The following is a 12,277-nucleotide window of genomic DNA, read 5'->3' as shown; positions in this document are numbered from 1 at the left end:
CACCTAGCAAAGTAGACTGAAAGTATAAGCGATCATGCTGTCTAATACTGATATGAATCAATTGAAAAGATTAAGTTTTGTCGTGACACTGAGTTGTTTATGTTCACCTCTTGTCTTTGCAGAATCAATAGACTGTTCCAATACTGGAGCTGAGCTTAAAATCTGTTCAAAAACATTTAGTGAATCGAGAAAGCAACTCAATAATAAATATCTTTCTGCATATTTAGTTACTGATGCCCCCTTACAGCTTTTACAGGATACACAAAAGTTATGGTCTAAACATACTCAGCAATGCAAGAGTAATACATGTATTCAACAACAGTTTGATTTACGTACTGATGACTTAAATTTTTATGCTTCACTTAAGCAAACGCTTACCCAGCATTATCTTAAGTTTGAAAATGGACATATAGCAGCTCAGCCTGTACACATTCAAGTCCATCAGCTCGCGAAAGATAAAATTAAGATTGAAGGGATAGCATACCGCAATCCAAATAATCGCAAAGAAACGCAAACAATCTCATTGATGGCCTATAGTTCGCCTGAACAAAAAAGTGAAATTTTAGACAATGAGCACAACTGTAAATATCAGTTTAATTTTCAAAAAGCTTTACTTAATGTGAAAACCCAGCAAAAAGGCTGTGAACGTTTTAGCGGAATCTACCGCCTATATGATTAACTCTTTAAATAAAAGCCAGTGTTTGAACACTGGCTTTTTACTTTCTACGCTGGATATTTTTGAGCAATATCCTGACCGACTAAAACTGCGGTTGCCGCAGACAAAGTCCAACCTAAATGCCCATGCCCTGTATTATAAAAAACACGAGGTTGTTTAGATTGCTTAACAACAGGCAGCATATTCGGCATCATTGGTCTTAACCCTGCCCAAGGCACCACATGCTCAGTTGAAATATCAAAGTTACGATTAACCCAATTCACTAATGGTTGAATACGATCAGCCCGTATGTCGCGGTTATAGCCATTAAACTCAGCAGTCCCTGCCACACGCAGTCGATCTTTACCTAAACGAGAAGTCACAATTTTTGCACTTTCATCTAGTAAACTCACCCAAGGAGCATTGTTTACACTGTGCTCATCTTTTAATTGCACGGTAATTGAATAACCTTTTACTGGATACACATTTACTCTCTCACCAATCATATCGGCAAGTTGATAGCTCCCTACACCACCACAAACAACAAGTACATCACCTTCAAGCTGAATGTTATCGGACTCAACCAGATAAGGATGCTCAGTACTTGGCTGACAAGTTACGACTACTTTGTCTGCGCTGCACTTAATATCCATAACTTCTAGGCCGAACTTATATTGAACGCCATATTCCTTAGTCTTCTCAGCCAAAGAGGTTGAATATTTATGAATATCACCCGTCGCATCACTTGGTGTGTAATAGCCACCGAAATAGTCACCCGTCAAAGATGGTTCTATTGTTTTCATTTCATCAGGTGAAACCGAATAGCGTTCCAATGTACCTTTGTTCAATACGTTATTAACTTGTTTAGCAATCTCGTAGTCAGCCTTACTGTGATACATATGGAGGATTCCACGTTTCTCCAAATCAAACTCAAGCTGCTCTTTTTCAGCAACTTCAAACAAACGCTTACGAGCAAGCAATGCCAAACGCACCGTCTCGATCGTATTTGCTTCATAGTTTTTAATATGTGATAGAAATTCAACCAACCAACTATACTTATGCAAACTAAATGAAGGGTTCAACAATAGAGGAGCATCTTTTTGTCTCATCCATTTAAAGCCTTTAATCACGGTGGCTTTTTGGTTCCATACTTCGGCGTTACAAGCCGATAATTGCCCTCCATTGGCAAATGATGTTTCCATTGCAGGATATAAATGTCGATCAATCACTGTGACTTGATAACCCAGTTGCGATAATTCATAAGCAGAGGTAACCCCTGTGATTCCCGCACCTATCACAATAACATGTGGCATAACAGACTCCTCAGAAATGCAAAAACATTTCATCAGTACAGCCCATCTGTCATTGGTACCTGAGAGTTTCGACCCCAACGTTACCTTTTAACGTTTAGATCTTCCCCTTCGGTGAGTTTATAATTTATAAGTTATTGTTTTCCATTCTTATAAATCTAAGCTTCTCTCCAGATTTTTTAATTATTACAGTCCTTTTGCCTGAGAGTTTCCGGGCTTGTTGCTCCTTCGGCGGGTTCTTAATGAACCTCTCTCCCGCAATAATTTTGTATTTATATAAGCAATGTATCTGCCACATTGAAAAAAACGCATTCTTTTCTTGTAAACTTTTGTATAAGCAATCTTAAAATTATAAAATACTGATTTAATTAGAAAATAAAAAAGGTGAATTTTTATAAATCCACCTTTTACACTTAAATTAGAGTTTACCGTTAAGCACTTGGTCTGAAACCGTACCCTTCCATTGCTCACGCAAGGTTGGTAAGTAGAATTTCTCACCAATAGTGACCAATTCAGCATCAATCAATGCATGAACTTCGTGCATAAAAATATAATCCAAAGCAACCAAAGAAAGCTGATGATTTTTTTGCGCTGTTTTCTTACGTTTTACCTGTGCTTGTTTCACTAGCTCATTTGCAAAGTTTTTATCTTTATAAGCAGTAATTGCATTTAAACGAAGCTCAATAACACCCCATCCCGCTAATAGTTTTTTAAAAACTTCAAAATCTTTTGAGGTTGATTCCCACGTTACGTTTTCTAGATCATTATCTTCAGGTAAAACTGGTAATAATAAATCCGCTGTACTTGGGAAAATCTTTTTAAGATTTAACAGAAACTTAACCGGCTGATCACTAGGATAATCATTAAATTGCACATGTTGTTGGGTATCTGTCAAATAAATAGAGAGCATTCAAAAATCCTTAACTAAGCAGCTGTTTTTAATAATTTTATCTCTAACTTTGCGAAATAAATGCAAAACAAAAAACAATATAAAAACAGGACAAGGTGGGCATTTTAACAATTATGACGGCTTATTCAACGCCAATTCGCCATTAATTAGTGAAAGTTTCAGCCTTTGTGATAAAAAGCTCTCCGAAGAGAGCTTAACTTTAAATAGAACATCAAAAATCCGTTGTAATTCTTGGTTTCGATTAACCTTGATATTGATCAACTTTATAATTTGGCTGATCTACAAGCAGTTCAATAAAAGTCGGAATAGATGTAGTGTTAAGCAGATAAGGATTAAATTCATCAACATGATGATGATGAAAGAACTCTTTTATTTTCGTGTTAATGGGAGCAAATTTCATACTCCAATGTTTAAATAACCGTTGTTCGGATGGTTCTGAAAAGATGATTTCACAGTTCTGGTGTCTCGAATCTTTCAAAATTAATTTATAAAATAGCGATTCGACCTGTTCTTTCTCACCTTCTAAATACTGCAATAAGTATCCATTACCATAGTAAAGCACTCCTGTAATATCATTATGTGAGTTGAATTTGACAGCTTCTGTGAGAATATCAATTAAATCTTGTTTTATTTGACTATGTTCACTATTGGTTTTACTTGCATACATAAAGCCTATTAAACTCATAGCGATACTCGAAGATAGATTTTAATGTCCATTCTCTCATCTACCCCCTCTTCTTACAATGTAAGCTATTTAAAACCTTGTATTTCAAAAGTAAAGATTATTTTCTTTTTGAAAATGACAAACTTTAACAACCCGAAATCTTTTGTAAATTAATGCCAACCTAACAAGTTAATTAGACACTATTAATTTTAGTACAATTGAAAATTATCTTTAATGTATGGATGTCTAATGGAGAATCATGAAATTATTCTTCAAGACGAACATCATAAACAGTTTAAGATTATTAAAGTCCAAGATGTTCGTTTTGATAAGAATACGCTTAACAATAGCTATCAATGGTTATGGATATTTGATCATAGTTCAGAGTTTTTTCCATTTGAGTTATGGGATCAGCTTGATCATGCAACCATTCACCAAAAGATCAAACTCGACAATCAAGTTTTCAAAATTGTCAAGATTCTGACGAAGAAAACGAAAGTTAGGCCCTCATGAAAGATAAGTACTTAACCAAGTTAAAATCACTGAAACCAATGCTTTCGGCTGTTCAATCGGAATCATATGGCCCGTATTTTTAATTATCTCAAGCTTTGCATGTGGCAATTGATCTAATAATTCTATGGCTTCTTCCTTGGAGCGGAGCTGGTCCTCAGCACCAGAAATAATTAAAGTTGGACATGCGATCTTACTCATATCATAAGAGCTTCTATCTAACATCGATTGTTTAACGAACTCTTCATAACCCAAAGTTTTTCCCATTTCTTGGATTCTTTTTACAAGAGCACGATTCTGCACATTTGATGGATGAAGTGTTTTTTCAATCGATATTGAGCTTAGCCCATGGAAATTTTTCCCAGAGTTAAGTTTAATCGCCGTTAACTTTTGACTCTTCTGTTCTTCTGTATCTGAGCGTAGTGAAGACGCTATTAAAATAAGTGCCTTAACTTTTTCAGGAAATTGCTCCACTATAGATCTAGCGATATATCCTCCAAGTGAGAATCCAATCAGTACAAAGCTTTGTGGCGCATGTTCAACAATATTTTGAGCAATTTCTTTGATTGTTTGCCCTTGTTTTAAAGTAGCTCTATATATATTCCACTCTTTAGGCATTTCATCTATGAGTTCATTCCAGAGAGATTCATCAAGCATATAACCAGGAATTAAAACAACTGAAATTGGCTTTTGATTCATAAGTTTTTTAATACCTTACCTTGTAAATTATAGCTAACAGCATTTTATGCTAATAAAAAATCTATAATTAGAATATTGAAGTAAAAAATAAAATCACTATATAAATTAAACAGTATTAACTATACAAGCACGCCAGACTAAAACATTCCCTTTCTACGCTTGAAGGAGGTACACATGAAAGTTAGAGCATCACGTACGTATTCCGCTTCAGCAAATAATTATTTTATTTCCAAAGAATATGACTGTACTGTTATTCCTGTAAAAGGAATATGTTTTATAGACTCTGGTCTAACTGAGAGTGGAGTGATCCAACCAGTAGAAATTATTGAAGTGACTATAGAACCAGAAACTAACTCGTATCATGTTCTTTTAGCAGGCGATCCTCATAACTACGAAAAAGAAGAGCTAAAAAAGAAGTTTGAGACTATGAAATCTCATGGTTGGGAATATATAGAAGGCTTACTTTGATATTTTCCTATCTCAAGCTATAAGTTAGTCTCTACCTATAAAAGCCCTCAGATGAGGGCTTTTATATAAACATTAACGCTTACATTGTTTTTAGTGATTACTTACTATTTGGTGAAACCATCTTTTCAGGTTTAACTACTTCGTCAAATTGTTCCGCTGTAACCAAACCAAGCTCAACAGCGACCTGCTTCAACGTTTTATTTTCTTTATAAGCAGTCTTTGCAACTTTTGCAGAATTTTCATAGCCGATTACTGGATTTAAAGCTGTAACTAGCATCAGAGAATTATGCAAGAAGTGATCAATCTTATCGCGATTAGGCTCAATTCCCACCGCGCAGTGATCATTAAAGCTATTACATGAATCACCAAGTAACTGAATAGATTGCAATAAGTTATAAGCAATCACTGGCATAAAGACGTTTAATTCAAAGTTACCTGAAGCACCTGCTACGTTAATGGTAGTATCATTTCCAAGCACTTGCGCAACAACCATGGTCATTGCTTCACTTTGTGTTGGGTTTACTTTTCCAGGCATAATGCTTGAACCAGGCTCATTTTCTGGAATACGGATTTCACCAAAACCGCAACGCGGTCCACTTGCCAACCAACGAATATCATTCGCGATTTTGTTTAAGCTTACAGCCAAAGTTTTTAATGCACCTGATGCAAAAACAGCGGCGTCCCGTCCTGCTAGAGCTTCAAATTTATTGGGTGCAGTTACAAAAGGTAAACCTGTAAGTAGTGCAAGCTGAGCTGCTGCTTTTACTGCATAGTCAGGATGTGCATTTAATCCTGTACCTACCGCTGTGCCACCTAATGGCAACTCATATAAGCCACTCAAAGCTTGTTGTAGTCGAACCAATCCATGCTCAAGCTGTGATACGTAACCACTAAATTCTTGCCCTAAGGTTAATGGAGTAGCATCTTGCAAATGGGTGCGGCCAATTTTAACAATATCCTGAAACTCATCTGACTTTTTTTGCAAAGTCGCTTTAAGCTGCTCTACAGCAGGAATGAGCAACTCGTTAATTTGTAAACTTGCTGCCACGTGAATGGCCGTTGGAAATGAGTCATTTGTTGATTGAGCACGATTAACGTGATCATTTGGATGTACTGGTTTTTGAGCACCTAAGGCTTGCCCTAATTTCTGGTTTGCAATATTGGCAATCACTTCGTTACAGTTCATGTTGCTTTGCGTACCAGAACCTGTTTGCCAGACAACTAAAGGAAATTGGGAATCCCACTTGCCATCAATGACCTCTTCAGCAGCAACCACAATATATTGACTCAAATCTTGTGGTAGTTGTTCAAGTTCAGCATTGGTTATTGCAGCAGCCTTTTTTACCAAACCCATCGCTCGAATCATGGCACGGGGTAATCGTTCCTGCCCGATTTTAAAGTTCTGTAAGCTGCGTTGAGTCTGTGCCCCCCACAATGCTTCATTTGGAACTTCAATCTCGCCCATAGTGTCATGTTCAATTCGTGTTTGCATAGAAACCTCGGTTATCTCAATAAAGAACTCACGGGCTGAAGCAAGTGTTTGCTCTGGCTAGTTAATTTTGAATATCGTACTCAAGCATACCAGCATTGTAAATAAGAATCATTATCTCACCTTCCATTTAAAGTATTTTGATAGAAGCGCCATTCATCTTCGATCATTTGTTTTAATGGGCGCTTCGGTGTCCATTGCAATAAGGTTTTTGCTTTCTCAATATTAGCGCCCACTTGATCTAACTCGACATGTTTATAAATTGCTGATTGTGTAGGAACTTCAGCTTTAGTAACTTGTGAAATTTCATCGAGTAATTGACGAATTGAATGAACTTGGTCATGTGCAATATTAAATGCTTCACAACAATGCGTTTGTTCACGCAGCCAATGTAAGCTCGCAATGACAGCTTCACATAAATCTAAAACATGTAAAAAACTACGTTCAGTCGTATGATCTGACGTTTCAGCTTGATCTTGTAATTCAATCAAATCACGCTGCATGGCTGCAACTTGCATCGCGAGCGGTACAATATTTTTAGGAAGCTGAGCGACATACTCTCCGAGTACCCCATGTTCCAATGCACCTACAATATTAGATAAGCGCAAGATTGCAATTTTCCACTCATGATCAATTTTATAAGTATCACGGATAATTTCTTCAATCATCTGTTGAGACTTAATATAAGGATTAGGATAAGCGTAATTAAATTCTTCTGTTTCACTTAATTGCAGTCCAGATTTACCATAAGCTGCAAGGCTAGACAGGTGAATAAAATGACGAACACCTGTACGTTGCATTGCGCGTAGTAAACTCATGATGCAACTAACATTATCATTATAATATTCAAGAGGTTTAAGGTTAGATTCTTCAATTGATTTAAACCCGGCAGTATGAATAACCGCATCAATTGAATATTGCTCGAAAACCTTATTCAATGCGGGTGTATTACGTACATCAAGTTTGACAAATGGAACGTACATACCAGAAATAAACTCTAGCCGTTCAAGCGTTTGCAAGGTCGAATTAGCCAAATTATCGACGATTACCACCTCTTGCCCTTGAGCCATTAGACTCAACGCAATGTGTGAACCGATAAAGCCTAAACCACCTGTCACTAAAATCATTGTATACTTACCTTTCTCTTAATGTATCTACGCCCATTTAGACGTATGACCATAGTGAATTCTCAATGAGTACATTACTACTAATTACCTCTGCTCCTACTTCCATTCATGCTTGGCATGCGTTAGGACTTGCTCAGGCACTCAAAAGTAAAAATGAAGACTTCCGTGTATTCTTTTACCAAGATGGCGTGCAGGTTGCTAATGATTTTCAATGGGTTCCTGACGACCAGCGTAATTTAACGCATGAATGGCAAAAGCTTGCGATTCGTCTTCCTGTCTGTGTGAGTGCTGCCCTCGCTCGTGGTATTACAGATGCAGAAAATGCCAGTCGCCATCACCTTACTCATCACAACCTTGCCAAAGACTTTGAACTGGTCGGGTTAGGTGAACTTGCTGATGCAGTACAGTCAGCATCTCGTCTTATTCAATTTTAAGTTACTTTGTTTGCTTAGATTGTTGCTTTTAAAAGGTATATTGTGTGAAATCTGTACTCGTCATTTTAAGCCAAGCCAATTTAACCAGTCTTCAAATCAATGAAAGCCTTTCTGCTACTATGGTTTTAGCAACCTTTGGCTCACCAGTCAAAGTATTATTGAAAGATGCTGCTCTTAGTCTTTTGCAAAATGATTTGAGCTTTGATCAGTTTCGTCAGGCTTTCAAAGTGACCTCAAATATGGTCGAAAGTTTTGAGTTCTATGACTTGAGCCCTATTCTGATTGAATGTAAAAATCAGCAGCATCCTCTTGTACAAAAAACCGAACAAGAAATTGAATTCGTTCAGTTAAATGCTGAGTTTCTTCAATCTTTTGATCATGTTCTATATTGGTAGATAAAGGTGTAAGTTTAATGAATCCGTCAACACTTTATCTTGTGCAATCTTCTTACCATTCTACGCCGAAGATTATTGAGGAATTACGCAATCTTTTTCGGGTAGGTGATCAAATTGTTTTTATGGGTGATTCAGTTACACACCTTTCTGCTGAAATGATTCAACCATTCGAATCTGTTTCATGCTTAAGCATCGAAAAAGACTTACTTGATACAGATACTTTATTTCAGGTGAAGGTATTAGATTACGAACAATTTGCTGATCTGGTTTTAACGTTTAATCGCTGTATTTCTCTTAAATAATATATTTAGGCTGGTTTCATGAATTTAGAATTAGACCAAGATGGTCATTTGGTTGATTACACAATCTGGAATTCTGAAGTTGCGCAAGAACTTGCCAAATCGCTTGATCTTGAACTCACCGATTGGCATTTTGAAGTTTTAGCAGCTGTACGTCAGTTTTATCAACAGTTTGGACATTCTCCAGCAACTCGCCCGCTCATTAAATTTTTAATGAAAACGGTAAGTCCAGAGATTAATAATGCAGTTTTACAGCAACAATTTAATACTGGTTTAGTTGCCCGTCATTTAAGCCGTTTAGCAGGGATCCCTAAACCAGCAAATTGCTTATAAAATTAGGTAAACTTTTTGGCGGCAGCGACGCATAAAATCGTTGCTGCTGTAACCACCAACATTGACCAACTTACTTGTTCGTGTAACAAGACCGCAGCAATACCTAATCCCAATAAAGGTTGTAAAAGTTGTAGTTGACTAATCGCAGCAATTCCTCCTTGCGCAAGCCCTTTGTACCAAAAGAAGAAACCAATCAGCATACTAAATAAAGACACATAAATAAGACCTACTAAAGCTGATGTAGATATGTTCTGAAATGAAGCTGGCATATAGAAAATAGTCAGAAATAGCATAAAAGGTAGTGACAAAATAAGCGCCCAACAAATGACCTGCCATCCACCAATTTTTTTTGAAAGTACACCGCCTTCTGCATAGCCAAAGCCACAAAAAATGATCGCCATCAACATATAAAAGTCCCCTATCCCAAGTGAGGTATCACCAGAAATCAAAAACATATAAGCGAAGACAACCGCACTCCCCAAGACTGCAAATATCCAGAAAAATTGATTAGGTTTTTCACCGCCTCTCAACACAGCAAATATTGCCGTTGCAAGCGGCAAAAGGCTAACAAAAACGATTGAATGGGCTGCATTCATGTATTGGAGGGCAAGCGCTGTAAATAGAGGAAAACCTATCACCACGCCTAAAGAAACGATGGCAAGAGGCCACCAATCTTGCTTGGCTGGTTTTTTTTGTTTTAAAACCAAAATAAGAATAAGGCCTAAAGTACCTGCAATTGCCGCACGTGCCGCAGTTAGAAAACCCGGTTCGAACCCCATTACGGCTACGCGTGTTGCTGGTAGTGATCCCGCAAAAATAGCCACGCCAATAAAACCATTCACCCAGCCATTCATAAACCTATTCATAATTTTCTCCGTTACTATACGAAGAATTTAAGCTGTGCTAAGGTGAAGAAACCAGATACAAAGCAGTACAATTTAAAAGAACTGTAATGTATTAATAACCAGTACAGTTCGGATTGTATGCCAGTGAAACAGAACAAAACCAAAATTGAAATTGTCATTTCAGAGATTGAGCAACAAATAAAAAATCGGTCTTTAATGCCTGGAGCACGCTTGCCCTCCGTTCGCAAATTAGCGAATGATCTTGGCTTTTCGGTTTCAACCGTCGTAGAAGCCTATGAAAGATTAATTGCTCTAGGCAAAATCGAATCAAGAACTGGGTCTGGTTTTTATATTGTTGGTCCGCTTGCCCCTCTTTCTTTAAGCGAATTAGGCCCTAAATTAGATCGCTCAGTCGACCCATTATGGATTTCACGTCAATCCTTGGAAGCAAAAGCAGATGTTTTTAAACCAGGCTGCGGTTGGCTACCTGATGACTGGATGCCATTAGATAGTATTCGTAAAGCATTAAGATCGGCCGCAAGAAGCCCAGATGATTGTTTGATGGGTTATTCAACGCCATTAGGATTACCAGCTCTGCGTGATTTACTGGCAAGACGCGCTCAAGCAAAAGATATCAATGCAAATCTTAATCAAGTACTTTTAACAGACTCAGGAACTCAAGCCATTGATTTAGTGTGCCGATTTTTACTAAAGCCCGATGATGTCGTTTTGATTGATGATCCTTGTTATTTTAACTTTCATGCATTACTTAAAGTTCATCAAGTCAAGGTTATTGGTATTCCCTACACACCAACTGGCCCAGACTTAGAAGCATTTAAGAAAGCAGTCGACACTTATAATCCACGTCTTTATATCACCAACTCAGGAATTCATAATCCAACTGGCGCAGTACTTTCTCTTTCTACGGCGCATCAATTATTAAAACTTATTGAACAATCAAATTTGATTGTTGTTGAGGATGATATTTTCTCAGACTTTGAATATAGCCCTGCTCCTCGGCTTGCTGCTTTGGATAATCTTTCGCGTGTAATCTTTATTGGGAGTTTTTCTAAAACGTTATCAGCATCTATTCGTTGTGGTTATATTATTGCTAAACCAGAATGGATTGATCAGCTCACTGACCTGAAAATTGCCACAAGCTTTTCTCACAATGGTGTATCAGCTGAAGTTTTATTAAGTGCTTTAACAGATGGGTCTTATCGTAAACATATAGAATTATTAAAGGTCCGATTAGCAAAAGCAATGCACGATACCATTACTCAGTTAGAACCTTTGGGTATAAAACCATGGATTAAGCCTCAAGCGGGAATTTTTGTTTGGTGTCATTTGCCAAAGGGAGTTGAAGCTTCAGAAATTGCAAAATATTGTATTAATCATCAGGTTATTCTTGCACCAGGAAACGCGTTTAGCCAAGCTTCCAATGCTGGTCAATTCATACGCTTTAATGTAACACAGTCAAATCATGACCATATCTATAAGACTCTGGCTGATGCGATTCAACTAGAGTCTTTATAATTGATAGTAAGAGAAATTAAGCTTGTTTCTGTTTTTGCTGCATATATGCAAAATAACCCGGCCCAGCTGAAACCTGAACTTGTTTTGCATGTAAAGGTTCACGGCAAACCGAACATACCATGACTGGTTCAAATTTATGACCACAAGTTTTATGACGATATTCTAAAGGTTTGCCTAAACCTTGATCCATCCATTTATCTGCCCAATTCGCCATAGACAAAATAATTGGATAAAGCTCAAAACCTTTATCAGTCAATTTATATTCAAAGCGTTCCTGCCGATCAAAATAAGGAGCTTTGGCTAAAATTTCATATTCAACCAAACGCTTTAAACGATCTGAAAGGACATGACGAGTTACACCTAATGATTTTTGAAAATCATCAAAGCGGCGTATTCCCATAAAAGCATTACGTAATATTAGCATCGTCCATCGATCGCCAATCACTGATAGCATACGAGCAACCGAACAAGGTTGATCACCGATGTCGTCCCATTTCATCTTTATGCGTTCCTCGATATTTCCTAGCCTAATGGCCCTATTGTTTATACCCTAAACCACTTAGCACGATTTATGCAAGATTCATTATTAAAATAACTTCTTAT

Annotated in this window: 16 protein-coding genes and 1 riboswitch; of the genes, 8 read left to right on the top strand and 8 right to left on the bottom strand. The window is 37.3% G+C overall.

The features are described 5' to 3' along the window. Nucleotides 1-34 precede the first annotated feature (34 nt). Nucleotides 35-679 carry an A1S_1983 family putative colistin resistance protein gene (locus MKL51_RS16360; RefSeq protein ID WP_016140721.1) on the top strand — a complete coding sequence of 215 codons (645 nt, stop codon included), beginning with the start codon at nt 35-37 and terminating at the stop codon, nt 677-679. Nucleotides 680-723: 44 nt separating this feature from the next. On the opposite strand, the gene MKL51_RS16355 is transcribed toward MKL51_RS16360, so the two are convergent. The 3 genes from MKL51_RS16355 to MKL51_RS16345 all read right to left on the bottom strand — a co-directional run bounded on the left by MKL51_RS16355 (nt 724) and on the right by MKL51_RS16345 (nt 3,560). Beyond that, nucleotides 724-1,968: a D-amino acid dehydrogenase gene (locus MKL51_RS16355; protein ID WP_032006893.1), complete on the bottom strand. Its 1,245-nt coding sequence runs from the start codon at nt 1,966-1,968 to the stop codon at nt 724-726. A gap of 176 nt (nt 1,969-2,144) precedes the next feature. After that, a riboswitch (glycine riboswitch) is annotated at nt 2,145-2,233 on the bottom strand. 150 nt (nt 2,234-2,383) lie between these two features. Beyond that, nucleotides 2,384-2,875 (bottom strand): hypothetical protein, encoded by a 492-nt coding sequence (locus MKL51_RS16350; protein WP_002115670.1) that lies wholly within the window; start codon nt 2,873-2,875, stop codon nt 2,384-2,386. Between the two features lie 241 nt (nt 2,876-3,116). Further along, entirely contained in the window at nt 3,117-3,560 is a 444-nt protein-coding gene (locus tag MKL51_RS16345; RefSeq protein WP_270904358.1) for a BLUF domain-containing protein, read from the bottom strand. A 228-nt stretch (nt 3,561-3,788) separates the two neighbouring features. On the opposite strand from MKL51_RS16345, the gene MKL51_RS16340 reads away from it, so the two are divergent. Next, nucleotides 3,789-4,052: a hypothetical protein gene (locus tag MKL51_RS16340; RefSeq protein WP_032006891.1), complete on the top strand. Its 264-nt coding sequence runs from the start codon at nt 3,789-3,791 to the stop codon at nt 4,050-4,052. Here the strand turns inward: MKL51_RS16340 and MKL51_RS16335 are convergent. Then, nucleotides 4,047-4,748 carry an alpha/beta fold hydrolase gene (locus tag MKL51_RS16335; protein ID WP_032006889.1) on the bottom strand — a complete coding sequence of 234 codons (702 nt, stop codon included), beginning with the start codon at nt 4,746-4,748 and terminating at the stop codon, nt 4,047-4,049. The two genes, MKL51_RS16340 and MKL51_RS16335, sit on opposite strands and share 6 nt — an antisense overlap. 174 nt (nt 4,749-4,922) lie before the next feature. Between MKL51_RS16335 and MKL51_RS16330 the strand changes: the two genes are divergently transcribed. Further along, on the top strand, nt 4,923-5,216 hold the full coding sequence (locus MKL51_RS16330) for a hypothetical protein (RefSeq protein WP_032006888.1): 294 nt from the start codon (nt 4,923-4,925) through the stop codon (nt 5,214-5,216). A gap of 97 nt (nt 5,217-5,313) precedes the next feature. On the opposite strand, the gene fumC is transcribed toward MKL51_RS16330, so the two are convergent. Next, complete coding sequence (gene fumC / locus MKL51_RS16325; RefSeq protein ID WP_032006887.1) at nt 5,314-6,708, bottom strand: class II fumarate hydratase; 1,395 nt, start codon at nt 6,706-6,708, stop codon at nt 5,314-5,316. Nucleotides 6,709-6,824: 116 nt separating this feature from the next. Continuing rightward, complete coding sequence (gene galE, locus MKL51_RS16320) at nt 6,825-7,832, bottom strand: UDP-glucose 4-epimerase GalE (protein WP_270904357.1); 1,008 nt, start codon at nt 7,830-7,832, stop codon at nt 6,825-6,827. A gap of 65 nt (nt 7,833-7,897) precedes the next feature. Here galE and tusD point away from each other — a divergent pair, with 65 nt between their 5' ends. From tusD to MKL51_RS16300, 4 genes are read left to right on the top strand one after another with little or no spacing between them, the layout of a single operon-like run. Then, nucleotides 7,898-8,266 carry a sulfurtransferase complex subunit TusD gene (gene tusD / locus MKL51_RS16315; protein WP_002115623.1) on the top strand — a complete coding sequence of 123 codons (369 nt, stop codon included), beginning with the start codon at nt 7,898-7,900 and terminating at the stop codon, nt 8,264-8,266. 44 nt (nt 8,267-8,310) lie between these two features. Continuing rightward, nucleotides 8,311-8,661 (top strand): hypothetical protein, encoded by a 351-nt coding sequence (locus MKL51_RS16310; RefSeq protein WP_032006886.1) that lies wholly within the window; start codon nt 8,311-8,313, stop codon nt 8,659-8,661. Nucleotides 8,662-8,678: 17 nt separating this feature from the next. Then, nucleotides 8,679-8,963, top strand: coding sequence for a DsrH like protein (locus MKL51_RS16305; RefSeq protein WP_032006885.1), 285 nt, complete (start codon nt 8,679-8,681; stop codon nt 8,961-8,963). A gap of 18 nt (nt 8,964-8,981) precedes the next feature. Beyond that, nucleotides 8,982-9,293, top strand: coding sequence for a TusE/DsrC/DsvC family sulfur relay protein (locus MKL51_RS16300; RefSeq protein ID WP_032006883.1), 312 nt, complete (start codon nt 8,982-8,984; stop codon nt 9,291-9,293). A 2-nt stretch (nt 9,294-9,295) separates the two neighbouring features. Here the strand turns inward: MKL51_RS16300 and MKL51_RS16295 are convergent, their stop codons facing one another. Next, entirely contained in the window at nt 9,296-10,159 is an 864-nt protein-coding gene (locus MKL51_RS16295; protein ID WP_032006881.1) for a DMT family transporter, read from the bottom strand. A gap of 123 nt (nt 10,160-10,282) precedes the next feature. On the opposite strand from MKL51_RS16295, the gene MKL51_RS16290 reads away from it, so the two are divergent. Beyond that, complete coding sequence (locus MKL51_RS16290; RefSeq protein WP_032006879.1) at nt 10,283-11,674, top strand: aminotransferase-like domain-containing protein; 1,392 nt, start codon at nt 10,283-10,285, stop codon at nt 11,672-11,674. Nucleotides 11,675-11,690: 16 nt separating this feature from the next. On the opposite strand, the gene MKL51_RS16285 is transcribed toward MKL51_RS16290, so the two are convergent. Further along, nucleotides 11,691-12,173, bottom strand: a complete 483-nt coding sequence (locus MKL51_RS16285; protein WP_032006878.1) for a winged helix-turn-helix transcriptional regulator — start codon at nt 12,171-12,173, stop codon at nt 11,691-11,693. Nucleotides 12,174-12,277 lie beyond the last annotated feature (104 nt).

Source organism: Acinetobacter sp. AOR18_HL, from assembly GCF_027855145.1.
Classification (GTDB): Bacteria; Pseudomonadota; Gammaproteobacteria; order Pseudomonadales; family Moraxellaceae; genus Acinetobacter; species Acinetobacter pittii.
This window is presented reverse-complemented; position numbering and strand designations above follow the sequence as displayed.